Origin of the sequence: Pseudomonas sp. ICMP 3272, from assembly GCF_001466905.1 — a bacterium.
Classification (GTDB): Bacteria; Pseudomonadota; Gammaproteobacteria; order Pseudomonadales; family Pseudomonadaceae; genus Aquipseudomonas; species Aquipseudomonas amygdali.
Genome location: NZ_LKEK01000064.1, coordinates 63,379 through 87,497, shown reverse-complemented (window position 1 = coordinate 87,497; position 24,119 = coordinate 63,379). Strand labels below are relative to the sequence as shown.

Below are 24,119 nucleotides of genomic sequence, written 5' to 3'. Positions count from 1 at the left end.
GCAGGCCAGATTACTCGGGCTTTTTGAGGCTCACTGCCAGCACGTCACATGGTGCGCCGTGCAGGACGTCGTTGGCAGTGGAGCCAAGCAACAAGGCCAGGCCGTGGCGGCCATGGCTGCCGACGACGATCAGGTCACAAGCCTTGCTCTTGGCGAGTTTGTGGATTTCCTGCCGTGGCTGACCAATCACTGTGTGGTTTTCGCTGGTTTTCAGCTGCGGGTACTTGTCCTTAAGCTTTTCGAGCTTCTCCTGGGCCTGATCCATCTGTTGCTGTTGCAATTGCGAAAGGTCCATCGGGACGTCACCGCCGAACGCCATGGCGATTGGTTCGACGATGTGCACGACCGACAGTTTTGCTTCGCTGGCCTTGGCCAGCAAGCTGGCGCGACGGATGACCGGGTCACACTCATCGGTGAGGTCAATAGCAACCAGAATGTGTTCGTATGGCATGAGGGTGTCCTCCGGGAACATTGCGATGGTGGGAGTATGGCTCTTTCGTTCGCATCTGGGCAGACCCTTGTGCAAGCCATTGTTTTCAAAAATGTTGTGAGAAGTCCGAAATCGGCTTGGGGGCAAGAAATATGACGGTCTGGATAGTCCTGTCAATCATTGGTGTGATGCTGAGCCCGCTTGTGTGGTTGCGCCCGTCGCGTCATCAGAGCGGCAGGATGGCATTGCGCATGGAGGCGCGCCGTCTGGGAATGGGTATGCAGCTTGCCCCGCAAGAGTGGCCGCACTGGCTGACGAAAGAGCCGCCAAGCCCTTGCGCACAGTACCACCGCCCGCGCCTGGGCTCGCATGCAGATGCCTGGGTTTACTGGCAGAGCGAGCCAGGCGTCTGGCGCAACCGCTGGCGTGAGGTCTGCGAAGATCAAAAAGTGCTGCCTCATCTGCAGGCGTTGCCCACAGATGCCTACAAGGTTGAGGCTGACGGGCAGATGGTTGCCGTGTACTGGGCGGAGCGGGGCGAGGCAGAAGTGTTGCAGCGTATTGATAAGCTGCTCAAGGAATTGGCCTGAGCCTGAATCAAAGGCATTAAATCGCAGGCATTAAAAAGCCCGATAACAACATCGGGCCGGGGTTGGCCAGGCAGGCCGATAATTCGTCGCGTGCCGACAGGCTTTCGCTGCCATGTCGGCCTTCGCTGTTGCGCACCCGCAAATCAGCTGCATTGCGAGCCTCTTGTGGCGCAGTGTTGCGACTCTAGCCCTTTTGCTCCATTTTGTCGCGATTCCTGCAAATATTTTTTGTACGTGCCCTCAGGCGGTGCGTCCGCACTTGGCTTTCCTGGCCTACAGCTGCCTCGTGTCACCCTCTCTAGATCAGGCTACAGCACCTGAGTGCGGCTACTATCACGCTGGCGAATGATGGCGGATCGCACACAGGCGTGGGCATTATGGAGTGCCTGCATATTCCTGCGAAAACGAATATTTTCGAGTGTTTTGTCGAATTGACAATCTCTCGGTTATGCCTGATGGTGTGCGTACCCAAATCAAACGGGCGTATGAAATGATCGTTTGGTCGTCAGAAGGCTCTGACAGAATCCTGGCTACCACGTCGCGGCGGGTAAACGTGTGATTTGGCGAGTTCATCGACGGCGACGTCGTAGCCCCGTCGGACATTAATGTCCGGCGGGTATTGTTCAGCTTCCATATTGTGGAGATCAGTTGATGATTTACGAAGGTAAAGCCATCACGGTTAAGGCTCTTGAAAGTGGCATCGTCGAATTGAATTTCGATCTCAAGGGTGAGTCCGTCAACAAGTTCAACCGCCTCACCCTCAACGAATTGCGTCAGGCAGTCGATGCGATCAAGGCCGATGCCTCGGTCAAGGGCGTTATCGTCAGCAGTGGCAAGGACGTATTCATTGTCGGTGCCGACATCACCGAGTTCGTCGACAACTTCAAGTTGCCGGAAGCCGAACTGGTTGCGGGCAATCTGCAGGCCAACAGGATTTTCAGCGACTTCGAAGATCTGGGCGTGCCCACCGTTGTCGCTATCAACGGTATTGCGCTGGGCGGCGGTCTGGAAATGTGCCTGGCCGCAGACTATCGGGTCATCTCCAGCAGTGCGCGCATCGGTCTGCCCGAAGTCAAGCTGGGGCTATACCCGGGTTTCGGCGGTACTGTGCGTTTGCCGCGCATCATCGGTGCTGACAACGCAATCGAATGGATCGCGTCAGGCAAGGAAAACTCCGCAGAGGATGCTCTGAAGGTCGGTGCCGTTGATGCGGTAGTCGCCCCCGAGAAGCTTCAGGCCGCAGCGCTTGACCTGATTCAGCGCGCAATTTCCGGCGAGTTCGACTACAAGGCCAAGCGCCAGCCCAAGCTGGACAAGCTCAAGCTCAATGCCATCGAGCAGATGATGGCATTCGAAACCGCCAAAGGTTTTGTCGCAGGTCAGGCCGGACCGAACTATCCGGCACCGGTCGAGGCCATCAAGACCATCCAGAAAGCCGCCAATTTCGGTCGTGACAAGGCGCTGGAAGTCGAAGCCGCCGGTTTCGTGAAAATGGCCAAGACATCTGCTGCGCAGAGCCTTATCGGTCTGTTTCTGAACGATCAGGAACTGAAAAAGAAAGCCAAGGGCTACGACGCAGTCGCCAAGGACGTGAAACAGGCCGCCGTACTGGGCGCCGGGATCATGGGCGGCGGCATTGCCTATCAGTCGGCAGTCAAGGGCACGCCGATCCTGATGAAGGATATCCGCGAAGAAGCCATTCAGCTGGGTCTGAACGAAGCCTCCAAACTGCTTGGTGGTCGTCTGGAAAAAGGCCGTCTGACTGCGGCGAAGATGGCCGAAGCGCTTAACGCGATTCGTCCTACGCTTTCCTACGGCGATTTCGGCAACGTCGACCTGGTGGTCGAAGCGGTTGTCGAAAACCCGAAGGTCAAGCAGGCGGTACTGGCGGAAGTCGAAGCCAATGTGGGTGAGCACACTATTCTGGCGTCCAACACTTCGACCATCTCGATCAGCCTGTTGGCCAAGGCCCTCAAGCGTCCGGAAAACTTCGTCGGCATGCACTTCTTCAACCCGGTGCACATGATGCCGCTGGTGGAAGTGATTCGTGGCGAGAAGTCCAGCGAAGAAGCGGTCGCTACGACCGTTGCCTACGCCAGGAAAATGGGCAAGAACCCGATTGTGGTCAACGACTGCCCGGGCTTTCTGGTCAACCGCGTGCTGTTTCCGTACTTCGGCGGTTTCGCCAGGCTGGTCAGCGCAGGCGTGGACTTCGTGCGCATCGACAAGGTCATGGAGAAATTCGGCTGGCCGATGGGGCCTGCCTACCTGATGGACGTTGTCGGTATCGACACCGGCCACCATGGCCGTGATGTCATGGCCGAAGGTTTCCCTGACCGGATGAAGGATGATCGCCGCTCTGCAGTTGATGCGCTGTACGAAGCCAATCGTCTGGGGCAGAAGAACGGCAAGGGTTTCTACGCCTACGAGACCGACAAGAAGGGCAAGCCCAAGAAGGTCAATGACCCGGCTGTGCTGGATGTGCTCAAGCCGATCGTCTACGAACAGCGTGAAGTGAGTGATGAAGACATCATCAACTGGATGATGATCCCGTTGTGCCTGGAAACGGTTCGCTGCCTGGAAGACGGCATCGTCGAAACCGCTGCCGAAGCCGACATGGGCCTGATCTACGGTATTGGTTTCCCTCCATTCCGTGGCGGTGCGCTGCGCTACATCGACTCCATCGGTGTTGCCGAATTCGTTACCCTGGCTGACCAATACGCCGAGCTGGGTGCCCTGTATCAACCGACCGCGAAGCTGCGTGAAATGGCCAGTAAAGGCCAGAGCTTCTTCGGTCAAGCGTCTTCCGAGGAATGAACGAATGAGCCTTAATCCAAGAGACGTCGTGATTGTCGACTTCGGTCGTACCCCGATGGGTCGCTCCAAGGGCGGCATGCACCGCAACACCCGCGCTGAAGACATGTCCGCGCATTTGATCAGCAAATTGCTCGAGCGCAACAACAAGGTTGATCCGGCTGAAGTCGAGGACGTGATCTGGGGCTGTGTCAACCAGACCCTGGAGCAGGGCTGGAATATCGCGCGCATGGCGTCATTGCTGACCCAGATCCCGCACACCTCGGCCGCCCAGACGGTCAGCCGTCTGTGTGGTTCGTCCATGAGCGCGCTGCACACCGCTGCGCAGGCGATCATGACCAACAACGGTGACGTGTTCGTCATCGGTGGTGTGGAGCACATGGGCCACGTCAGCATGATGCATGGCGTGGACCCGAACCCGCACATGTCCCTGCACGCTGCCAAAGCCTCCGGAATGATGGGCCTGACCGCTGAAATGCTCGGCAAAATGCATGGCATTACCCGCGAGCAGCAGGATGCCTTCGGCCTGCGTTCCCACCAGTTGGCCCACAAGGCGACGCTGGAAGGCAAGTTCAAGGATGAGATCATCCCGATGCAGGGGTATGACGAGAACGGCTTCCTCAAGGTCTTTGACTACGATGAGACCATTCGTCCGGACACCACCCTGGAAAGTCTCGCCGCGCTCAAGCCGGCGTTCAATCCAAAAGGTGGCACCGTGACTGCCGGTACGTCCTCGCAGATCACTGACGGTGCGTCGTGCATGATTGTCATGTCGGCGCAGCGCGCCCAGGACCTCGGTATCCAGCCTCTGGCGGTGATTCGCTCGATGGCCGTGGCCGGTGTCGACCCAGCGATCATGGGCTATGGTCCGGTTCCGGCAACTCAGAAAGCGCTCAAGCGTGCAGGCCTGACGATCGCCGATATCGACTTCATCGAGCTCAACGAAGCCTTCGCTGCACAGGCCTTGCCGGTGTTGAAAGATTTGAAAGTGCTCGACAAGATGAACGAGAAGGTTAACCTGCACGGCGGCGCCATCGCTCTGGGTCATCCGTTTGGGTGTTCCGGCGCGCGCATCTCCGGCACCTTGCTCAATGTCATGAAGCAAAATGGCGGCACCTTCGGTGTGTCTACCATGTGTATTGGTCTGGGGCAGGGCATCGCGACCGTTTTCGAACGCGTCTGATTCCTGTGTGTGATGCGAGCCGGGGCTTGGTGCCCCGGCTTTTGTTTTTTGAAAAAAAGGTTTCTTCAGCCAAATTTTTTGAACGTGTTACAAGAGGACCGCAGCATGCAACTGCAACCAGGGCTCTATCGCCATTACAAAGGCCCGCAGTACCGGGTTTTCAGTGTTGCCAGGCATTCCGAAACCGAAGAGGAAGTCGTGTTCTATCAGGCTCTGTACGGCGATTTCGGGATGTGGGTGCGTCCCTTGAGCATGTTTCTGGAGTCGGTCGAGGTTGACGGCGAGCACGTCCCGCGCTTTGCTCTGGTTGAGGCTGAACCCAGCCTGTTTTCACCAACGTGAGAAGGAATTGCACAACAGGCTGTGCTTGACCTCACCTTGTAGCCACTATATATAGCGTGGCCTTTACAAGCTCCTCACTGTCTTTCATCTAGTTATTCAGGAATTTTCTGATCCATGGGCAAATCGCTGGTCATCGTGGAATCCCCGGCTAAGGCCAAGACCATCAACAAGTATTTGGGCAACCAGTACGTGGTGAAGTCGAGTATCGGCCATATCCGAGACCTGCCCACCAGCGGTTCGGCTAGTGCCGCCAAAGACCCTGCCGCCAAGCGTGGCAAGGCTGCTGCGGGCGAGGGCCCGGTACTGACGCCTAAAGAAAAGGCGCAGCGCCAGCTGGTCTCGCGCATGGGAGTCGATCCGGAACATGGCTGGAAGGCCAAGTACGAGATCCTTCCTGGCAAGGAAAAGGTCATTGAAGAGCTGCGCAAGCTGGCCAAGGATGCCGACACCATCTATCTCGCGACGGACTTGGACCGCGAAGGGGAAGCCATTGCCTGGCACCTGCGCGAAGCCATCGGCGGGGATGACAGCCGCTACAAGCGCGTGGTGTTCAACGAGATCACCAAGAAAGCCATTCAGGAAGCGTTTTCCAAGCCAGGCGAACTGGACATTGCCCGCGTCAACGCTCAGCAGGCGCGTCGTTTCCTTGACCGCGTCGTAGGCTACATGGTCTCGCCGTTGCTCTGGCAGAAAGTGGCCCGTGGTTTGTCTGCCGGTCGCGTGCAGTCGGTTGCGGTGAAGCTGGTGGTGGAGCGTGAGCGCGAAATTCGCGCGTTCAACCCTGAAGAATACTGGGAAATTCACGCCGATCTGGGCACCGCCAAGGGCGCCAATGTGCGGTTCGAAGTGGCGCGTGAAAACGGCGAAGCGTTCAAGCCGCTGAACGAAACCCAGGCCATGGCGGCCCTTGAAAAGCTCAAGGCGTCCAGCTACAGCATCGTCAAGCGTGAAGACAAGCCGACCAGCAGCAAGCCATCGGCGCCGTTCATCACCTCGACCCTGCAGCAGGCGGCGAGCAACCGTCTGGGCTTCGGCGTCAAGAAAACCATGATGATGGCCCAGCGCTTGTATGAAGCGGGTTACATCACCTACATGCGTACCGACTCGACCAATCTGTCGGCCGACGCGGTAAGCATGGCGCGTGACTATATCGAAACTGAGTTCGGCAAGAAGTACCTGCCGGAGTCGCCCAACGTCTACAGCAGCAAGGAAGGCGCGCAAGAGGCTCACGAAGCGATTCGACCTTCCGACGTCAATACCCACCCGACCAAGCTGGCAGGGATGGAGCGTGACGCCGAGCGCCTTTACGAGTTGATCTGGCGCCAGTTCGTGGCTTGCCAGATGCTGCCTGCACAATACCTGTCGACCACCGTCACGGTCGCCGCAAGCGACTTCGAGCTGCGTGCCAAGGGTCGCATCCTCAAGTTCGACGGCTATACCCGTGCGTTGCCACAGATGGCCAAGCCGGGCGATGACGACGTTCTGCCGGACATGGCGCAGGGCGAAGCGCTGAAGCTGAACAAGCTCGACCCCAGCCAGCACTTCACCAAGCCGCCAGCGCGTTATTCCGAAGCCAGTCTGGTCAAGGAAATGGAAAAGCGCGGTATCGGTCGCCCGTCGACCTACGCCGCGATCATTTCGACCATTCAGGACCGTGGCTACGTGGCGCTGCATAATCGCCGCTTCTACTCGGAAAAAATGGGCGATATCGTCACCGGACGTTTGTCCGAAAGCTTTTCCAACCTGATGGACTACGGCTTCACTGCCGGGATGGAAGAAAACCTCGACGACGTGGCCAAGGGGCAGCGCGACTGGAAAAACGTCCTGGACGAGTTTTACGGCGATTTCCGCAAGAAGCTGGACGTGGCAGAAGCCCCGGACAGTGGCATGCGTGCCAACCAGCCGGTAATGACCGATATCCCGTGCAAGGTGTGCGGCCGCCCGATGCAGATCCGTACCGCCTCGACAGGCGTGTTTCTGGGTTGCTCCGGCTACAGCCTGCCACCCAAGGAGCGCTGCAAGGCGACTGTCAATCTGACCCCCGGCGACGAGATTGCCGACGATGACGAGGGCGAGTCCGAGTCGCGGGTTCTGCGTGGCAAGCATCGCTGCCCGATCTGCAGCACGGCGATGGACGCGTATCTGCTCGACGAAAAGCACAAATTGCACATTTGCGGCAATAACCCCGATTGCACGGGTTACGAGATCGAGGAAGGCACTTACCGGATCAAAGGCTACGAAGGTCCGAGTCTGGAATGCGACAAGTGCGGCAGCGAGATGCAGCTCAAGACCGGTCGTTTCGGCAAGTTCTTCGGCTGTACCAATCCCGAGTGCAAGAACACTCGCAAATTGCTGAAAAGCGGCGACGCAGCACCGCCGAAAATGGACCCGGTGAAGATGCCGGAGCTCAAGTGCGACAAGGTCGACGATACCTACATTCTGCGTGACGGCGCTTCGGGCCTGTTCCTGGCTGCCAGCCAGTTCCCGAAAAACCGTGAAACCCGCGCCCCGCTGGTTATCGAAATCGCGCCGCACAAGGACGAAATCGATCCCAAGTACCACTTCCTTTGCGAAGCGCCGAAGAAGGATCCGGACGGTCGTCCGACAGTGATCCGTTACAGTCGCAAGACCAAAGAGCAGTATGTCCAGACCGAAGTAGAGGGCAAGCCTACGGGCTGGCGTGCGTTCTACGACGGCAGCGCCTGGAAGGTTGAAGACAAGCGTTGATCGCAAGCGCCCGACGCAAACGGGTCGGGCGCTGTTTTCTATAGGTACGGCCTGCGGTGCCAGACTGTTCCGGCGCCAAAGGCTATGCTGTTCTCTATCCCATTGTTATGGAGAGTCTCGCCATGGCTCATGAGCTCTATACCCGTACCAACCAGAAGATCTATTTCGCAGGGCTTGCGCTCGAAGCGTTGGGGAAGGCGGAGAAGGGGCAGGCGGTCAACGCCCCTGCGTTGTTGCAGGCCGAGCGTGAGTCGGCTCTGTTTCATCTGTATGGCGCGCTGCTGGGCTTGTGCCACGAGATTGCAGGGTTCTACCGCCTGCCTCAGGCTGGCGCGCGTCGTGCGGAGGACTTGTTGACTCCGGAAGTGCTGAACGCCATCGCAATTCCCGAAATGGCCGAGCTGGTAGAGCTTGCCCAGAACCGCCAGACATGGCTGGCGCAGTTGCTGACGGCCTATAACGCGTTGTACGAGCCGCCACGGGCACCGAAAAAGCTCAAGGGTGATGTTACGCAGCCGATGATACAGGCAGTGAACCTGGACGCCGAGCCGGAGTCTGAACTGACACGTGAAGAGCTTGAAAATTGGCGTCAACAACTCAAAGGGTTGGCCATCCGTTTTCGTGAAGGCCTGAGCGAGTGCTGAAAACCAATGAAGTGCAGGCTGGCAGGCTGTTACAATGCCCGCCTCTTGCGGAGTAACTGTAATGCCTACCTCTTTCCTGGAAATTGTCGAACTGCCTGACGGACGTATTGAGCTGCGTCGTGCCGATGACGAGGGTTCTCTGGTTACACTTGATTTCTCTGCGGATGCCAAAGCGTTCATGCAAGGTCAGCATGTTGAAGTCGCCAAGGCCATGTTGAGTGTGGGTGTGCAGATGGCTGGCCGTCTGGCAGAGGGCGAAGTCGAGAAGGATGACGTACCCCACGTTCTGCACTGATCGACGACCGGGCTTTTTAGCCCAGCCGGATGTTCAGGCTCTGTGCTTCCCCGATTTTTGCAGCACTGATCAATTGCTGGCGCGCCGCGCTGCCAAGTGGATTGATCCAGCTCACAACCGTATGGCTACGGCCAAGTCTGAGTGCTTCGCGAGTCAGCTCCAGCACACTTTGTGTGCCGCGCGGCTGCAGTAGCAGAATCCGTTCCCTGTTGAGTCCTGCATCGCGCAACCAGGCCTGGGTCAGGCTTGAGGGTGGCGCAATCAGCGTCAGCCAGCGTGCGTCGATTTCTTCGCTCAGTTCCCGAAGGATAGGGGCCAGAAGGCTCAGGCAGTTCCCGGCGGCACCGCGCAAAGACAGTTCACTGAACAGTTCTGGCTCGTTGCCCCAGGGTGTTTCGACTGCATCGGCAAGCAGCGGGGCGATGGGCTGAGCCAGAAACGCCTCGAACAGTGGCAATTGTGAATGCGGTGCTTGATGGAACTGCATAACGCCTCCTTAGCGGCGAATGACGCCGACGCTCAAACCTTCGATCACCAGTTCCTGATCCTTGAGATCGACCTCGATGGGGGCAAAATCAGGGTTTTCGGCCAGCAGCCAGACTTTGCTGCCTTCGCGCTTGAAACGCTTGACGGTGACTTCGTCGCCGATCCGGGCAACCACGATCTGGCCGTTGCGTGCTTCGCGAGTGGTGTGCACCGCCAACAGGTCGCCATCCAGAATCCCGACGTCCTTCATGCTCATGCCGTGAACGCGCAGCAGGTAGTTGGCGCTGGGGTGGAAGAAGGAAGGGTTGATGTTGCAGGACTCTTCGATATGTTGCTGAGCCAGAATCGGCGCACCAGCTGCAACGCGGCCAATGACCGGCAGGCTGCTGTCATCCGGCCGAGCTTCGAAGCCGGGAATGCGGATGCCGCGTGAGGCACCAGGGGTCATTTCGATGGCGCCTTTGCGAGCCAATGCCTTGAGGTGTTCTTCCGCTGCGTTGGGCGATTTGAAACCCAGCTCCTGGGCGATTTCCGCACGTGTAGGTGGAAAGCCGTTGTCTTCCAGGCAGCGTTTGATGAAACCCAGGATTTCAGCCTGGCGTGGCGTCAGTTTGATCATGATGGGCGCTCTGGCTTTTTATACAGTGACTGGGATTATATACAGTGAACGCGCGTTGGCAATCATCCTTTTTACTTTCGCCGCCGGGCGGTGCAGCGGGTGGTTGCAAAGCCTTGCGTCAAAAAGCGCTGCATAAGCTGTCTATTGTCATTTAACATCCATTTTCGTGACTGTTCGGCCACAAAATGAACGGGTCCGCTTGACAAGCAGGGCGCCTGATACGTATGTTTCAAACGTTCGTTTGTTAGGCAGAGAGCCATGGCCCAGTCGGAAACCGTTGAACGCATTCTTGATGCTGCCGAGCAGTTATTCGCAGAAAAGGGGTTTGCTGAAACCTCCTTGCGTCTCATCACCAGCAAGGCTTCGGTCAATCTGGCTGCGGTGAACTATCACTTCGGTTCGAAAAAGGCGCTGATTCAGGCGGTGTTCTCACGTTTTCTCGGCCCGTTCTGCATCAGTCTCGATCGCGAGCTGGAGCGTCGCCAGGCAAAACCCGAACACAAGCCGAGCCTGGAAGAACTGCTGGAGATCCTCGTCGAGCAGGCGCTTGTCGTGCAACCGAGAAGCGGTAACGACCTGTCGATCTTCATGCGTCTTTTAGGGCTTGCCTTCAGTCAGAGTCAGGGCCACCTGCGCCGTTATCTTGAAGACATGTACGGTAAGGTGTTCCGTCGTTACATGACACTGGTCAACGAAGCCGCCCCCCGTATTCCGCCTATCGAGCTGTTCTGGCGCGTGCACTTCATGCTCGGTGCCGCTGCATTCAGCATGTCCGGCATCAAGGCCTTGCGCGCGATTGCCGAAACCGATTTTGGCGTCAATACCTCCATCGAGCAGGTCATGCGCCTGATGGTGCCATTTCTCGCCGCAGGCATGCGTGCTGACACCGGCGTCAGTGACCCGACCATGATCGCCGCTCAACTCAGGCCGCGCAGCAAGAGCAGCACCGGCACGCCTGCTGTCGCCAAGGCCTGACGCTCAAAGCCTTCTTAATGTACCGGCGCATCGCATTGCGTCAGGCTTCAGGATCAAGCACCATGCCCGGATTGCAAATGGGCACTGGTGTGTAAGGGTTTTTTCTATGAGTTCTGGCCTGCAAGGCTCCCTGATGGTCGATGTCGCCGGCACCTGGCTGACCAGCGAAGACCGTCAGTTTCTGCGTCAGCCCGAAGTGGGCGGTTTGATTATCTTTGCCCGAAACATCGAGCATCCCCGTCAGGTTCGTGAGCTGAGTGCGGCGATTCGCGCCGTTCGCCCGGACTTGCTGCTGGCAGTGGATCAGGAGGGCGGCAGGGTCCAGCGCCTGCGGCAGGGGTTCGTGCGTCTACCGCCGATGCGCGCCATTGCCGACAAGCCAGATGCCGTGCTGCTGGCCGAGCATTGCGGCTGGCTGATGGCTACCGAAGTGCTGGCTGTCGGCCTGGACCTGAGTTTTGCTCCGGTGCTGGATCTGGACTACCAGCGCAGCGCGGTCGTCGGGACGCGTTCGTTCGAGGGCGACCCGGAGCGTGCGGCGTTGCTGGCAGGGGCGTTTATTCGTGGCATGAACGCGGCCGGCATGGCTGCGACCGGCAAGCATTTCCCTGGCCACGGCTGGGCTGAAGCCGACTCTCACGTGGCTATCCCGAATGACGAGCGCAGCCTGGAACAGATTCGCGCCAGCGATCTGGTGCCGTTCGCACGCCTGAGCGGGCAGCTTGCTGCAGTGATGCCAGCTCATGTCATCTACCCGAAAGTCGATTCGCAGCCCGCCGGTTTCTCCAAGCGCTGGCTGCAGGACATCCTGCGCGACGAACTGAAATTTGACGGTGTTATTTTCAGTGATGATCTGTCGATGGCCGGTGCCCACGTGGTCGGTGATGCCGCCAGCCGTATCGAGGCTGCGCTGACGGCGGGTTGCGACATGGGTCTGGTATGCAATGACCGTGCTGCGGCAGAACTGGCCCTCGGTGCGGCCCAGCGCTTGAAAGTCAGGCCTTCGCCGCGCATCGCGCGTATGCGCGGTCAGACATCAGCCAGTACCGATTATCGGCAACACCCGCGCTGGCAGGCCGCGCTTCAGGCCCTGCGCGCTGCTCAACTGATCGATTAAGGATTTGCGATGACTGTTTACGCGATTATTGGCGGTACTGGCCTGACCCAGCTGGAAGGCCTGAACATTCGGCAATCCTTGCCGATGAACACGCCTTATGGCGCACCTTCCGGCGAAATCCAGATCGGCGATTATGCCGGTCGCGAAGTTATGTTTCTGGCGCGGCATGGCCATCCGCATCGTTTGCCACCGCATCAGGTCAACTACCGGGCCAACATCTGGGCCTTGAAGCAGGCCGGTGCCGAAGCGATTCTGGCGGTCAATGCGGTGGGTGGCATACATCCAGCGATGGGCACCGGGCACTTTTGCGTGCCGCATGATCTGGTCGACTACACCAGTGGTCGCCAGCACACATTCTTTGCCGATGATCTGGAAGAGGTCACGCACATCGACTTCAGCTATCCCTACAGCGAAGCGTTACGGGCGCGGCTGGTTGCAGCACTGGCCGCTGAAGGGTGCGAGTTCTCTGATCGGGGTGTCTATGCCTGTACTCAGGGGCCGCGCCTGGAGACGGTCGCCGAAATCATCCGCCTTGAGCGTGATGGCTGCGACATCGTCGGCATGACTGGTATGCCCGAGGCCGCTCTGGCCCGTGAGCTTGAGCTGGAATACGCCTGCCTGGCGCTGGTGGTCAATCCGGCAGCGGGCAAGTCGACCACTGTCATAACCATGGCAGAAATCGAACAGGCCCTGCGCGATGGTATGGGCAAGGTAAAAGCCACGCTCGCCCGGGTTCTGTCAGCCTCCTGACTTACAGCATGCGCTTGAGGGTATTGTCCTTGCGCACAAGGTGATGCCAGAGCGCGGCGACTACGTGCAGGGCGATGACGTAATAGAAGATCGAGCCCAGCAGCTTGTGCACATCTTCGAACGTTTCGGCCCTGCGATCCGAGGTCGGCAGGGGCCAGGGTATCTGCAGGTCGGTGAGGGGAATGGGTAACGCACCTTTTTCCACCATCACCGTCAGCAGACCCAATAAAGGCTGAGCGAACAGGAACGCATACAGCGCGTAATGCGTAAGTGTCGCGGCTAAGCGCAACGCGCCTTCAAGCGGCGGCGTTATGCCGGGCGGACGATGCCGTCGACGCTCGGCGACGCGGAAAAACGCCATGGCCAGAATCACAATCCCCACCCAGAAATGGCTCTGCACGACCAGTGTGCGGTATTCAGAACCCTTGCCAAACTGACTGCGGCTCAGAATCAGGGTATACGCCAGCACAATCAGTATGGCCATGACCCAGTGCAGCCATCTGGCTCGTGCGGTGTAGCGTTGAGAGGTCGGTGCATCCACGGTTGGATTCCTTGTCGCTTTTTTACAGGTCCGGTAAGCAGTTTAGGCAGTTGCCGGGATCCTGCGTTTCATTTGTACGCGTTTTTTTCAGCGTCAGATCAGTGCCATTGAATATGCCCGACTGAATATGGCAAATACGCAGCACAGGCGACACGGGACGGAACCTGTGCCGATGGGTGGCTTCATATGACGTGAATATTCACCCGGGAGCAAGTCTTGACCAGTGCCAATCCGCCTGTCGGCCCAGCAACGCCAGTGTCCGCCAGTGTTTCATTGAATGTACTGACCATGAACATGCACATGGGCTTTGGCATTTTCAATCGCCGCTTCATTTTGCCGGAGTTGCGTGAGGCTGTGCGTACTGTATCGGCCGATATCGTGTTTCTTCAGGAAGTGCACGGCGAGCACCAGAGCCATGCGCGCAGCGTCAAGGACTGGCCGACGATTTCCCAGTACGAGTTCCTCGCCGACAGCATGTGGAACGACTTTGCCTATGGTCGTAATGCGGTGTACCCGGATGGCGATCACGGTAACGCGCTGTTGTCCAAGTACCCGATCATCCAGCACGAGAACCTCGACATTTCCATTCATGGCACCGAGCAGCGCGGTTTGCTGCACTGCATCCTGGAGGTGCCATACGCCGGTCGGGTGCATGCGGTGTGTGTTCACTTGGGCTTGCGTGAAAGCCATCGGCGTCAGCAGCTCAACCTGCTCGCCGAGCTGATGGAGCGTCTTCCCGAGGGTGAGCCGGTAATCGTTGCCGGTGATTTCAATGACTGGCGTCAGCGCGCCGATGCTTTGCTGGAGGGCACCGGGTTGCACGAGGTTTTTGTCGAGCGCTTCGGCGCGCCGGCCAAAAGTTTTCCGGCCCGCTGGCCTTTGCTCCGGCTTGACCGGATCTATGTCCGCAACGCGACTTCCCACAGGCCGAAAGTACTGTCCAGCCGCCCGTGGTCTCATCTTTCCGATCATGCACCGCTGGCGGTGGAGTTGACCTTATGAGCAATACGACAGGGCAGTGGTGTGATGGCAACTCGGTAGAGCTGCTGATCAACGGTGAAGACTTCTACGCCCGGGTGTTCGAGTGCATACGGGCCGCGCGCAAAGAGGTGTTGATCGAGACCTTCATCATCTTTGAAGACCGGATTGGCGAGGGCTTGCAACAGGCATTGCTCCAAGCTGCGGCCAACGGCGCGAAAGTGGTTGTCACGGTAGATGACTACGGGACATCGGACCTGAGTTCGGTGTTTGTCAAAACCATGATCGATGCCGGTATTCAGATTCAGCTGTTCGACCCGCGTCCGCGATTCATGGGTATGCGCACCAACCTGTTCCGCCGTCTGCACCGCAAGGTGGTCGTCATTGACGGCGAACTGGGCTTTATCGGCGGCATCAACTACAGCGTTGATCACATGACTGACACGGGGGTGACGGCCAAACAGGACTATGCCGTTCTGGTCCGTGGCCCGATTGTTGGGGATATTCACCACAGCGCGTTGAATATGCTCAGCAAGGTCGTTCGCGACAAATTGCCGCCCATTGCACTGAAGCTGGACCGCGCCGGTGACGCCAGCATGCTGCTCGCCGAGCGCGACAATGACGAGCACAGTACCGATATCGAAGAGCAGTACCTTGAGGCGATTCGCGCTGCGAAGCAACGGATCACCCTGGCCAACGCGTATTTTTATCCCAGCTACCGCTTTCTGCGTGAGCTGCGCAATGCATCACGGCGGGGCGTCAAGGTCACCCTGATTTTGCAAGGTCAGCCCGACATGCCGTTCGTGCGGGTCTGCTCGCGGCTGACCTACACCTACCTGCTGCGCGACGGCGTGGTCATTCACGAGTACAAGCAACGTGCATTGCACGGCAAGGTCGCGCTGATCGATCAGGACTGGTCCACCGTGGGCTCCAGCAATCTAGACCCGCTGAGCTTGGCGCTGAACCTGGAGGCCAATCTGTTCATCCGTGATCGCGGGCTCAATGAGCATCTGCAAAACCATCTGATGGAGCTTGCCGCTGCGCACAGTAAGCAGATGAGCCTCAAGGGCGCGGCGCGTGGTCAGTGGTGGCGTGCGCCGATGATCGTCTTGAGTTTCTTTTTCCTGCGGCGTTTTCCGGCCATTGCCGGTCTGTTCCCGGTTCACGGTGTGCGCCTCAAGCCGTTACGGGCCGGTGACGTGGTGCCGGAAGCGAAAGTCATCGAACAGCAGCAGAACAACCACGACATGGACCAGGAGAAAACTTCATGACTCAGGCCGCAAATGCAGCGCCGCGAAGTGCGCAGGGAGCCAAATGGAAATGGGCAAAGCGGATATTCAATCTGTTTTTCTTCATTGCTGTCCCGGTCCTGTTGTTTCTGCTGGTCAAGAACCTTGACTGGCAAGAGGTCAAGCAGGCGCTGTCGTCCTACAAGGCCAGCACTCTGGCCATTGCCGCCGTTGTGGCCTTCGCCAGTTACGCAACCTATTGCGGTTTTGACGTACTGGCGCGTTATTACACCCGTCACACATTGTCGATCAAGCAGATTGTGCCTGTGACCTTTGTCTGCTACGCATTCAACCTCAATCTCAGTTCATGGGTTGGCGGCATCGCCTTGCGTTACCGGTTGTATTCCCGGCTGGGGCTGGACGTTTCGACCATTACCCGGATTCTGAGCCTCAGCCTGATTACCAACTGGCTGGGTTACATGCTGCTGGCCGGTTTCGTGTTTTCGATGCGTTTTCTGGAGTTGCCAGAGGAATGGTCGATCGGCACCACGACCCTGCAATTGATCGGTTTCGGACTGCTGGCAGTGTGTTTTGCCTACCTCTTGGCCTGCCGCTTTTCCAAAAAGCGCTCATGGACCGTTCGTGATCAGGAATTCAATCTACCGTCGATGAAGCAGGCCTTGATGCAGGCCAGCCTGGGGGCTCTGAACTGGTCGCTGATGGCTGCGGTGATTTACACGCTGCTGCCCGACAAGGCGTTTTACCCGGCGATTCTCGGTGTGTTGCTGATCAGCAGCATCGCGGGTGTCATTACTCACATTCCAGCCGGGCTGGGCGTGCTTGAGACTGTATTCATTACCTTGCTGGCTCACCAGTTCTCCAAGGGCAGTCTGCTGGCAGCTCTGATTGGCTACCGCGCCATTTACTTCCTGCTGCCGCTGTTGATTGCATTGGTGGTGTATCTGGTGCTGGAAAAACGCGCGAAGAAAATGGGCCAGAAGAACCAGCAGCGAATGGGGCAGGAAGCGAAGACCTGAGGGCCGGGAATCTCAGCCCTCAATCATCAAACCCGACCTGCTCGTGGATCTCGTCGACTTTCAGCTCCAGCCGATACGCCACTGCAATGAATAGTGCCTGGCACAGGCACAGGGTGGCGCTCAGCGAGCGGAAGGCGAACGAGCTGCCTTCATTGACCAGCAACACCGAGTTGGCACGCTTGGCCAGCGGCGACAGATTGCTGTCGGTGATGATCAGCGTCTTGGCCTGATGATGCTGGGCGATGCGCAGGCAATGCTGGGTTTCCTTGCCGTAGGGCGTGAAGCTGATGGCAATCACCAGATCGTTGGCACGCACGCTGCGCATCTGCTCTCGATAGCTGCCCCCCAGGCCCGATATCAAGTGAATACGCTTGTTGGTGTGTTGCAGGTTGTAGACCAGATAATCCGCCACGGCAAATGAGCGGCGCACACCCACCACGTAGATATTGTCGGCGTTGACCACCAGATCTACAGCCTTTTCGAACTCATCGTCGTCCAGCTCTGCACTCAAACGCTCCAGCCCGGAGAGCGTTGCGCTCACGCATTCGCGTGCCAGATCACCCGAGTGGGCCTTCTGAGACTTATTGGCGATCATGCTGCGGATGCGTTGCTGGTAGTTCTGCACCGGCGTGGTCTTGTGCGTGTAAGCCTCGCGAAACAACGCCTGCATCTCACTGAAGCCGCTAAACCCGAAACGCTGGGAAAAGCGCACGATGGCCGACGGGTGGACTTCGCACTCGCGGGCAATGTCACTGATCCGGTCAACCATGATCCGGTCGCTCTGCTGGCTCATATAGCTGGCGATGCGCTTGAGTTGACGCGGTAAACCGTCGTACTCATCAGTGATCAGCCTTAGCAGGCCTTCGGCATTGGTCGGCGGCATGTCGACGCTCGTCTCGGGCAGAGTGGGCTGATCGGCGCTGGTCATATTCAAATCCTTTCTACTTGTTCTTTCAGGGCACATGTTCTTTCAGGGCAATTTCTTACAGCGCAACGTCTTTCAGGGTAGCGCAGTTGTGCGTCCGACGATTTGGGCTGCCTTGGGCGGGGACGACTATAGCTTACCCGCCTGTACATTGTGCCAGCACTTGAATAGCAGTATGGAAAAAATATTCCACAAAAAATAATTATAGAATAAATATTGATTGATGAGGCTCGACGTTTTACGCTGCATTCACAAAGCAGCGTGTACACATGATGCAGGCGCTGCAGGCTGATAAAAATAACAGGAGCCACCATGGGCCAGACACGCTTTGCCACTGGGCGTCAGTTGGATCTGATCTGCCTCGGACGCCTGGGCGTCGATCTTTATGCGCAACAAGTAGGTGCGCGGCTGGAAGACGTTTCCAGTTTCGCCAAATACCTGGGCGGCTCATCGGCCAACATCGCATTCGGCACTGCCAGGCTGGGGCTCAGGTCAGCCATGCTGAGCAGGGTAGGTGATGACCACATGGGCCGCTTTCTGGTCGAGTCGCTGGCCCGCGAAGGCTGTGATGTCAGCGCTATCAAGCGCGATCCCGAGCGCCTGACCGCCATGGTGCTGCTGGGGCTGAAGGATCGTGAAACGTTTCCCCTGGTGTTCTACCGCGAAAATTGCGCCGACATGGCCTTGCGTGCCGAGGACATCGACGAACAGCAGATCGCGTCGAGCAAGGCGCTGCTGATCACCGGCACGCATTTCTCTACCGATCAAGTGTTCAAGGCCAGCAGCCAGGCACTCGACTACGCCGAAAAACATGACGTCAAACGCGTGCTGGATATCGATTATCGTCCGGTGCTCTGGGGCCTGGCGGGCAAGGCTGATGGCGAGACACGTTTTGTTGCCGATCAGAAGGTCAGCCAGCATGTGCAGCGCATCCTGCCGCGTTTTGATCTGATTGTCGGTACTGAAGAAGAATTTCAGATTGCCGGCGGCTCTACCGATTTGCTCACGGCCCTGCGTACCGTGCGCGAACTGACTGCCGCGACGCTTGTGGTCAAGCTCGGCCCGCAAGGTTGCACAGTGATTCACGGCGCCATTCCTGCCCGGCTTGAAGACGGCGCAATCTACCCTGGCGTGCGGGTGGAAGTGCTCAACGTGCTGGGCGCTGGCGATGCGTTCATGTCCGGTTTTCTCAGCGGCTGGCTCAAGGATGCCAGCGACGAGCGCTGCTGCCAGCTGGCCAATGCCTGTGGCGGGCTGGTGGTGTCGCGGCATGCCTGTGCGCCCGCGATGCCGACGCCTGCAGAACTCGACTACCTGTTCAACAGCCCACACCCCATTACCCGGCCTGATCAGGATGTCGCCCTGCAACGGCTGCATCAGGTCAGCGTGCCGCGCAAGCAGTGGCGGCAGTTGTTCATCTTCGCCTTCGATCATCGCGGTCAACTGGTCGAGCTGGCCCAGCAGGCCGGGCGTGATCTGAGCAGCATCAGCCAGCTCAAGCAACTGTTCGTGCAGGCGGTTGAGCGGGTCGAAGCCGGCCTGCGCCAGCGCGGCATCGACGCCGATGTCGGGCTGCTTGCCGACCAGCGCTTCGGTCAGGATTCGCTCAACGCTGCGACCGGTCGCGGCTGGTGGGTGGCGCGTCCGGTGGAAGTGCAGGGTTCAAGACCGCTGGCGTTCGAGCATGGCCGCTCCATCGGCAGCAATCTGCTCGCCTGGCCGCAAGAACAGATCATCAAGTGCCTGGTGCAATATCACCCCGATGACGAGCCCATGCTGCGCCTGGAGCAGGAAGCGCAGATCAAGGCGCTCTACGACGCGTCGAAAGTCAGTGGTCACGAACTGCTGCTGGAAATCATTCCGCCCAAGGATCACCCCTCGTCTCATCCCGACGTGATGGTTCGGTCGCTGAAGCGTTTGTACAACCTGGGCATCTACCCTGCGTGGTGGAAGATCGAGGCGCAGAGTGCGCAGGTCTGGCAGCAACTGGACGAATTGATCCAGCAGCGCGATCCGTATTGCCGTGGCGTGGTACTGCTCGGGCTCAATGCGCCTGTCGAAGACCTCGCTGCCGGTTTTGCCGAAGCACGACACAGCCGCGTCTGCCAGGGTTTTGCCGTGGGCCGGACCATATTCCGCGAGCCAAGCCGGGCCTGGATGGCCGGGGAAATAGACGATGCGGCGCTGGTCAGTCGGGTGCAGAGCACCTTCAACTGGTTGATCGAGTCCTGGCGCGAAAGCCGCGCCTGACTCTTTCTTGATCTGACGTCGCGATAACAACAAAAAAGGTGCAGCCATGCCCGTTTCCATTTCCACACCCAGGATCCGCATCGGCATCAACCCGATCTCCTGGAGCAACGATGACTTGCCGGCCCTCGGCGGAGAGACGCCTCTGAGCACCGCCTTGAGCGAAGGCAAAGCCATTGGTTACGAAGGCTTTGAGCTCAACGGCAAGTTTCCGAAAGATGCCAAGGGGGTCGGTGATGTGCTGCGGCCCTATGATCTGGCGCTGGTGTCCGGCTGGTATTCAAGCCGTCTGGCGCGGCGCTCGGTGGCCGAAGAAATCGAAGCCATTACCCCGCATGTGCAATTGCTCGCCGAGAATGGCGCGTCGGTGCTGGTGTACGGTGAAGTGGCTGACTCGATTCAGGGGCAGCGCATTCCGTTGGTTGAGCGCCCGCGTTTTCACACCGATGCAGCCTGGCATGAATATGCCGAAAAACTCACCGAACTGGCGCGTTTCACTCTATCCCGAGGCGTGCGCCTGGCGTATCACCACCACATGGGCGCTTACGTCGAGTCGCCACAGGATATTGATCGGCTGATGACACTGACCGGCAAGGAAGTCGGGCTGCTGTTCGATTCGGGGCATTGTTACATGGGCGGCGGCGAGCCTTTGCAGGTGCTGAGCAAGCACATCGAGCGTGTCTGCCATGTGCATTTCAAGGATGTGCGCAAACCTGTGGTGCAACTGGCACGCAACAATCTCTGGAGCTTTCCGGACTGCATCATCAATGGCACGTTCACGGTGCCAGGTGATGGTGATATCGACTTTTCAGCGCTGCTCAAGGTGTTGTTGCAATCCAACTATAGCGGCTGGCTGGTGGTCGAGGCCGAACAGGACCCAGCGGTAGCGCCGAGTTATGTGTATGCCAAAAAGGGCTATGACACCCTGCGCCAACTGCTGGCCGATGCGCGATAAGGAGGATCTATCCATGAATCTGCTGACCAAAAGCAAACCCCAGGGCCGTGACATCGTGGCGCTGGCGCCCGGTTCGCTCGAGTACGTGAACTTTGCCGCCTACCGTCTGGAAGCCGGAGAGCGCCTGCCTCTCGGTGCCGAAGAAAACGAACTGTGCGTGGTCTTGCTGGCCGGGCACGCCAGCGTGAATGGCGAAGCACCGGGGCAGGGCGCTTTCAGTTGGGAAAACATCGGCGACCGGCAATCAGTTTTCGAGGAAAAATCGCCGTTTGCGGTCTACCTGCCACCGCATAGTCAGGCAGAGTTCGTTGCGCGTGGGCCGCTGCACCTGGCGGTATGCACGGCACCGGGCGATGCGCGCAAACAGCTTGCGGCACGGCTGATCATGCCGGGCAGCATGAAACGCAGCGTACGCGGCAAAGGGGCCAACACCCGTTACGTGTGCGACATCCTGCCGGACAGTGAACCGGCGCATTCGCTGCTGGTGGTCGAGGTGCGGACTCCTTCAGGGCATTCGTCCAGCTACCCGCCACACAAGCACGACCGGGACAATCTGCCCCACGAAAGCTTTCTCGAAGAGACCTATTACCACCAGGTCAACCCGCCGCAGGGTTTCGTTTTCCAGCGGGTTTACACCGATGACCGCAGTATCGATCAGGCCATGGCCGTGGAAAACAATGATCTGGTGACAGTGCCCAAAGGCTATCACCCAGTGTCCGTGCCCTACGGTTACGAATCGTATTACCTGAACGTGATGGCCGGTCCGACGCGCGCCTGGCAGTTCCATAACGACCCGCAGCACAGCTGGCTGCTGGATCTTTGATTTCCCCTTTTTACTCTGGAGGCATGAGATGAACGAGTCACCGGTGATCGGCCATTACATCAACGGACACCTGAATGACGGCGATGGTGAGCGTTACAGCGATGTCTTCAACCCGGCAATCGGCACTGTTCAAGCGCGCGTTGCGCTGGCCAGCGTGAAAACCGTGGATGAAGCGGTCGCTTCGGCCAAGGCTGCTTTTCCCGGCTGGGCCGATCAGTCCTCGCTGCGCCGGGCGCGGGTCATGTTCAAGTTCAAGGAATTGCTGGACCGGCACCACGACGAGCTGGCGCAGATCATCTGCCGCGAGCACGGCAAGGTGCTGTCTGATGCGCGTGGTGAAGTGGTGCGCGGTATCGAGATTGTCGAATTTGCCTGCGGTGCGCCCAGCCTGCTGAAAAGTGATTTCAGCGACAACATTGGCGGTGGTATCGATAACTGGAACCTGCGTCAGCCTCTGGGCGTCTGCGCCGGGGTCACGCCGTTCAACTTTCCGGTCATGGTGCCGCTGTGGATGATCCCCATGGCATTGGTGACCGGCAACTGTTTCATCCTCAAACCTTCCGAGCGCGACCCGTCTGCCAGTCTGCTGATGGCGCGCCTGCTCAAGGAAGCCGGTCTGCCTGATGGCGTATTCAATGTGGTGCAGGGTGACAAGGTGGCGGTCGATGCGTTGCTGCAACACCCTGACATCGAGGCCATTTCGTTCGTCGGTTCGACGCCGATTGCCGAGTACATTCACCAGCAGGGCACGGCCCACGGCAAGCGCGTGCAGGCGCTGGGTGGGGCCAAGAATCATATGATCGTGATGCCCGATGCGGACCTGGATCAAGCCGCTGATGCCTTGATCGGGGCGGCGTATGGTTCGGCGGGTGAGCGCTGCATGGCCATCTCCATTGCAGTGGTGGTGGGCGATGTCGGCCAGCAACTGATCGACAAGCTGCTGCCGCGCATCGACCAGCTCAAGGTCGGCAACGGCATGCAGGCCGATTCGGACATGGGGCCGCTGGTCACCGCCGTGCACAAGGCCAAGGTCGAGGGTTTCATCGATCAGGGCGTCAAAGAGGGCGCGAAGCTGATTGTCGATGGCCGCAACTTCAAGGTGCCGGGTGCCGAGCAGGGCTTTTTCGTCGGCGCGACGCTGTTCGACCACGTCACGCCGCATATGCAGATCTACAAGGAGGAAATCTTCGGCCCGGTGCTGGGCATCGTTCACGTCGCGGATTTCGCCAGCGCCGTCGAGCTGGTCAACGCACACGAATTCGGTAACGGTGTGTCGTGCTTTACCAGCGATGGTGGAGTGGCCCGTGCGTTTGCGCGGACCATCAAGGTCGGCATGGTCGGTATCAACGTGCCTATCCCGGTGCCCATGGCCTGGCATTCGTTTGGCGGCTGGAAACGTTCACTGTTTGGCGATCACCACGCGTACGGCGAAGAAGGCCTGCGCTTTTACAGTCGCTACAAGAGTGTCATGCAGCGCTGGCCGGACAGTATTGCCAAAGGCCCCGAGTTCAGTATGCCGACTGCCAAATAGCCTTCATCAATGGAATGTTGCGGAGAACAAGAACAATGAACCAACCTCTGCGTTTCGCCCTTAATCGAATGGTCGCGCCGCGCCTGTCTCTGGAAGGTTTCGTCGATCTGGCGGTGAAGCTGGGTGCCGATGCCATCGAGATTCGCAACGACCTCAAGGGTATCGAGATCGAGGACGGCTCTGCACCCCAGGTCGTTCGTGACCTTTGCGCTGCCCGGGGGGTAAAGGTGCTGTCCATCAACGCCCTGTACCCATTCGATGTCTGGAATGAAGAGCGCGCAGCCCAGGCGACGAAGCTTGCGCAGTACGCTCGCGACTGCGGTGCGCGCGGTCTGGTGCTATGCCCGCTCAATGACCGTGCAGATCCGCGTAACGGCGCGCAGCGCGCTTCGGGGTTGCGCACCGCGTTGACTGCGTTGGCACCGATTCTTCGTGAGCACGGCATTCTCGGCTTCGTCGAACCGCTGGGCTTCGAGGAGTGCTCGTTGCGCCTCAAACGTCAGGCGGTGGACGCAATCAGGGCGGTGGGTGGGCTGGACGTTTATCGGCTGGTTCATGACACCTTTCACCACCACCTGGCCGGTGAGGTCGAGCTGTTTCCAGAGTTGACCGGGCTGGTGCATATCTCCGGTGTCGAGGATGCGCAGGCACCGCTCAACAGCATTCGCGATGGCCATCGCGTGCTGGTCGGCGAAGCTGACATTCTGGGTAATGCATCGCAGATCGAGCGTTTGCTGGACAGCGGCTATCAGGGCCATCTTTCCTTCGAACCGTTCGCCGAAAGCGTCCACGCGCTGACTGACATTCCTCAGGCGATAGCGGCGAGCATGACGCACTTGTCACGAGCCGTTTCGCAGCGTCACTGACTTGCGCCGTCAGGC

The 24,119-nt window shown here is 58.6% G+C and carries 23 protein-coding genes; 18 read left to right on the top strand and 5 right to left on the bottom strand.

What is annotated here, in order from left to right:
- Positions 1-10 precede the first annotated feature (10 nt).
- Positions 11-451, bottom strand: coding sequence for a universal stress protein (locus AO068_RS18130; RefSeq protein ID WP_058409054.1), 441 nt, complete (start codon positions 449-451; stop codon positions 11-13).
- 131 nt (positions 452-582) lie between these two features.
- On the opposite strand from AO068_RS18130, the gene AO068_RS18125 reads away from it, so the two are divergent.
- From AO068_RS18125 to AO068_RS18095, 7 genes are all read left to right on the top strand, one after another.
- On the top strand, positions 583-1,020 hold the full coding sequence (locus tag AO068_RS18125; RefSeq protein ID WP_058409053.1) for a hypothetical protein: 438 nt from the start codon (positions 583-585) through the stop codon (positions 1,018-1,020).
- 651 nt (positions 1,021-1,671) lie between these two features.
- Positions 1,672-3,837, top strand: coding sequence for a fatty acid oxidation complex subunit alpha FadB (gene fadB / locus AO068_RS18120; protein WP_058409052.1), 2,166 nt, complete (start codon positions 1,672-1,674; stop codon positions 3,835-3,837).
- Positions 3,838-3,841: 4 nt separating this feature from the next.
- The gene (gene fadA, locus AO068_RS18115; protein WP_004656895.1) at positions 3,842-5,017 is read left to right on the top strand and encodes an acetyl-CoA C-acyltransferase FadA; all 1,176 of its coding nucleotides are present in this window, start codon (positions 3,842-3,844) and stop codon (positions 5,015-5,017) included.
- A gap of 105 nt (positions 5,018-5,122) precedes the next feature.
- The gene (locus AO068_RS18110; RefSeq protein WP_004656893.1) at positions 5,123-5,359 is read left to right on the top strand and encodes a DUF1653 domain-containing protein; all 237 of its coding nucleotides are present in this window, start codon (positions 5,123-5,125) and stop codon (positions 5,357-5,359) included.
- Positions 5,360-5,473: 114 nt separating this feature from the next.
- Positions 5,474-8,086: a type I DNA topoisomerase gene (topA, locus tag AO068_RS18105; RefSeq protein WP_058409051.1), complete on the top strand. Its 2,613-nt coding sequence runs from the start codon at positions 5,474-5,476 to the stop codon at positions 8,084-8,086.
- Between the two features lie 122 nt (positions 8,087-8,208).
- Positions 8,209-8,730: a DUF6586 family protein gene (locus AO068_RS18100; RefSeq protein WP_058401591.1), complete on the top strand. Its 522-nt coding sequence runs from the start codon at positions 8,209-8,211 to the stop codon at positions 8,728-8,730.
- Positions 8,731-8,791: 61 nt separating this feature from the next.
- Complete coding sequence (locus AO068_RS18095; protein WP_002554102.1) at positions 8,792-9,025, top strand: hypothetical protein; 234 nt, start codon at positions 8,792-8,794, stop codon at positions 9,023-9,025.
- Positions 9,026-9,041: 16 nt separating this feature from the next.
- Here the strand turns inward: AO068_RS18095 and sulA are convergent, their stop codons facing one another.
- Both sulA and lexA read right to left on the bottom strand, forming a co-directional pair.
- Positions 9,042-9,512 (bottom strand): SOS-induced cell division inhibitor SulA, encoded by a 471-nt coding sequence (gene sulA, locus AO068_RS18090; RefSeq protein ID WP_058401592.1) that lies wholly within the window; start codon positions 9,510-9,512, stop codon positions 9,042-9,044.
- A gap of 9 nt (positions 9,513-9,521) precedes the next feature.
- Positions 9,522-10,130 carry a transcriptional repressor LexA gene (gene lexA, locus AO068_RS18085; RefSeq protein WP_003315796.1) on the bottom strand — a complete coding sequence of 203 codons (609 nt, stop codon included), beginning with the start codon at positions 10,128-10,130 and terminating at the stop codon, positions 9,522-9,524.
- Between the two features lie 258 nt (positions 10,131-10,388).
- On the opposite strand from lexA, the gene psrA reads away from it, so the two are divergent.
- The 3 genes from psrA to AO068_RS18070 all read left to right on the top strand — a co-directional run bounded on the left by psrA (position 10,389) and on the right by AO068_RS18070 (position 12,972).
- Positions 10,389-11,105: a transcriptional regulator PsrA gene (gene psrA, locus AO068_RS18080; protein ID WP_004665746.1), complete on the top strand. Its 717-nt coding sequence runs from the start codon at positions 10,389-10,391 to the stop codon at positions 11,103-11,105.
- Positions 11,106-11,223: 118 nt separating this feature from the next.
- A complete protein-coding gene (gene nagZ, locus AO068_RS18075) occupies positions 11,224-12,222 on the top strand; it encodes a beta-N-acetylhexosaminidase (protein ID WP_177342383.1) in 999 nt (332 codons plus the stop codon).
- 9 nt (positions 12,223-12,231) lie between these two features.
- On the top strand, positions 12,232-12,972 hold the full coding sequence (locus tag AO068_RS18070; RefSeq protein WP_002554097.1) for an S-methyl-5'-thioinosine phosphorylase: 741 nt from the start codon (positions 12,232-12,234) through the stop codon (positions 12,970-12,972).
- A 1-nt stretch (position 12,973) separates the two neighbouring features.
- Here the strand turns inward: AO068_RS18070 and AO068_RS18065 are convergent, their stop codons facing one another.
- Positions 12,974-13,513: a cytochrome b gene (locus AO068_RS18065; RefSeq protein ID WP_004656874.1), complete on the bottom strand. Its 540-nt coding sequence runs from the start codon at positions 13,511-13,513 to the stop codon at positions 12,974-12,976.
- Positions 13,514-13,729: 216 nt separating this feature from the next.
- On the opposite strand from AO068_RS18065, the gene AO068_RS18060 reads away from it, so the two are divergent.
- From AO068_RS18060 to AO068_RS18050, 3 genes are read left to right on the top strand one after another with little or no spacing between them, the layout of a single operon-like run.
- Positions 13,730-14,515, top strand: coding sequence for an endonuclease/exonuclease/phosphatase family protein (locus AO068_RS18060; RefSeq protein WP_002554095.1), 786 nt, complete (start codon positions 13,730-13,732; stop codon positions 14,513-14,515).
- Positions 14,512-15,762 (top strand): cardiolipin synthase ClsB, encoded by a 1,251-nt coding sequence (clsB, locus tag AO068_RS18055; RefSeq protein ID WP_058401596.1) that lies wholly within the window; start codon positions 14,512-14,514, stop codon positions 15,760-15,762. The genes AO068_RS18060 and clsB overlap by 4 nt, the downstream gene beginning before the upstream one ends.
- Positions 15,759-16,757: a lysylphosphatidylglycerol synthase domain-containing protein gene (locus AO068_RS18050; RefSeq protein ID WP_004665741.1), complete on the top strand. Its 999-nt coding sequence runs from the start codon at positions 15,759-15,761 to the stop codon at positions 16,755-16,757. The genes clsB and AO068_RS18050 overlap by 4 nt, the downstream gene beginning before the upstream one ends.
- 19 nt (positions 16,758-16,776) lie before the next feature.
- On the opposite strand, the gene AO068_RS18045 is transcribed toward AO068_RS18050, so the two are convergent.
- Positions 16,777-17,685, bottom strand: a complete 909-nt coding sequence (locus tag AO068_RS18045; RefSeq protein WP_010212666.1) for a MurR/RpiR family transcriptional regulator — start codon at positions 17,683-17,685, stop codon at positions 16,777-16,779.
- A 309-nt stretch (positions 17,686-17,994) separates the two neighbouring features.
- On the opposite strand from AO068_RS18045, the gene AO068_RS18040 reads away from it, so the two are divergent.
- From AO068_RS18040 to AO068_RS18020, 5 genes are read left to right on the top strand one after another with little or no spacing between them, the layout of a single operon-like run.
- On the top strand, positions 17,995-19,932 hold the full coding sequence (locus AO068_RS18040; protein WP_058409050.1) for a bifunctional 5-dehydro-2-deoxygluconokinase/5-dehydro-2-deoxyphosphogluconate aldolase: 1,938 nt from the start codon (positions 17,995-17,997) through the stop codon (positions 19,930-19,932).
- A 46-nt stretch (positions 19,933-19,978) separates the two neighbouring features.
- The gene (iolE, locus tag AO068_RS18035) at positions 19,979-20,884 is read left to right on the top strand and encodes a myo-inosose-2 dehydratase (RefSeq protein WP_058409049.1); all 906 of its coding nucleotides are present in this window, start codon (positions 19,979-19,981) and stop codon (positions 20,882-20,884) included.
- 13 nt (positions 20,885-20,897) lie between these two features.
- Entirely contained in the window at positions 20,898-21,707 is an 810-nt protein-coding gene (gene iolB, locus AO068_RS18030) for a 5-deoxy-glucuronate isomerase (protein WP_058401599.1), read from the top strand.
- Between the two features lie 28 nt (positions 21,708-21,735).
- Positions 21,736-23,238 (top strand): CoA-acylating methylmalonate-semialdehyde dehydrogenase, encoded by a 1,503-nt coding sequence (locus tag AO068_RS18025; RefSeq protein WP_058409048.1) that lies wholly within the window; start codon positions 21,736-21,738, stop codon positions 23,236-23,238.
- A gap of 35 nt (positions 23,239-23,273) precedes the next feature.
- Positions 23,274-24,104, top strand: a complete 831-nt coding sequence (locus AO068_RS18020) for a TIM barrel protein (protein WP_058409047.1) — start codon at positions 23,274-23,276, stop codon at positions 24,102-24,104.
- The last annotated feature ends 15 nt before the right edge of the window (positions 24,105-24,119 follow it).

Coding starts and splice junctions, on each gene's coding strand:
- AO068_RS18130 (WP_058409054.1), bottom strand. CDS start 451: ATGCCATACGAACACATTCTGGTTGCTATTGACCTCACCGATGAGTGT.
- AO068_RS18125 (WP_058409053.1), top strand. CDS start 583: ATGACGGTCTGGATAGTCCTGTCAATCATTGGTGTGATGCTGAGCCCG.
- fadB (WP_058409052.1), top strand. CDS start 1,672: ATGATTTACGAAGGTAAAGCCATCACGGTTAAGGCTCTTGAAAGTGGC.
- fadA (WP_004656895.1), top strand. CDS start 3,842: ATGAGCCTTAATCCAAGAGACGTCGTGATTGTCGACTTCGGTCGTACC.
- AO068_RS18110 (WP_004656893.1), top strand. CDS start 5,123: ATGCAACTGCAACCAGGGCTCTATCGCCATTACAAAGGCCCGCAGTAC.
- topA (WP_058409051.1), top strand. CDS start 5,474: ATGGGCAAATCGCTGGTCATCGTGGAATCCCCGGCTAAGGCCAAGACC.
- AO068_RS18100 (WP_058401591.1), top strand. CDS start 8,209: ATGGCTCATGAGCTCTATACCCGTACCAACCAGAAGATCTATTTCGCA.
- AO068_RS18095 (WP_002554102.1), top strand. CDS start 8,792: ATGCCTACCTCTTTCCTGGAAATTGTCGAACTGCCTGACGGACGTATT.
- sulA (WP_058401592.1), bottom strand. CDS start 9,512: ATGCAGTTCCATCAAGCACCGCATTCACAATTGCCACTGTTCGAGGCG.
- lexA (WP_003315796.1), bottom strand. CDS start 10,130: ATGATCAAACTGACGCCACGCCAGGCTGAAATCCTGGGTTTCATCAAA.
- psrA (WP_004665746.1), top strand. CDS start 10,389: ATGGCCCAGTCGGAAACCGTTGAACGCATTCTTGATGCTGCCGAGCAG.
- AO068_RS18070 (WP_002554097.1), top strand. CDS start 12,232: ATGACTGTTTACGCGATTATTGGCGGTACTGGCCTGACCCAGCTGGAA.
- clsB (WP_058401596.1), top strand. CDS start 14,512: ATGAGCAATACGACAGGGCAGTGGTGTGATGGCAACTCGGTAGAGCTG.
- AO068_RS18050 (WP_004665741.1), top strand. CDS start 15,759: ATGACTCAGGCCGCAAATGCAGCGCCGCGAAGTGCGCAGGGAGCCAAA.
- AO068_RS18045 (WP_010212666.1), bottom strand. CDS start 17,685: ATGACCAGCGCCGATCAGCCCACTCTGCCCGAGACGAGCGTCGACATG.
- AO068_RS18040 (WP_058409050.1), top strand. CDS start 17,995: ATGGGCCAGACACGCTTTGCCACTGGGCGTCAGTTGGATCTGATCTGC.
- iolE (WP_058409049.1), top strand. CDS start 19,979: ATGCCCGTTTCCATTTCCACACCCAGGATCCGCATCGGCATCAACCCG.
- iolB (WP_058401599.1), top strand. CDS start 20,898: ATGAATCTGCTGACCAAAAGCAAACCCCAGGGCCGTGACATCGTGGCG.
- AO068_RS18025 (WP_058409048.1), top strand. CDS start 21,736: ATGAACGAGTCACCGGTGATCGGCCATTACATCAACGGACACCTGAAT.
- AO068_RS18020 (WP_058409047.1), top strand. CDS start 23,274: ATGAACCAACCTCTGCGTTTCGCCCTTAATCGAATGGTCGCGCCGCGC.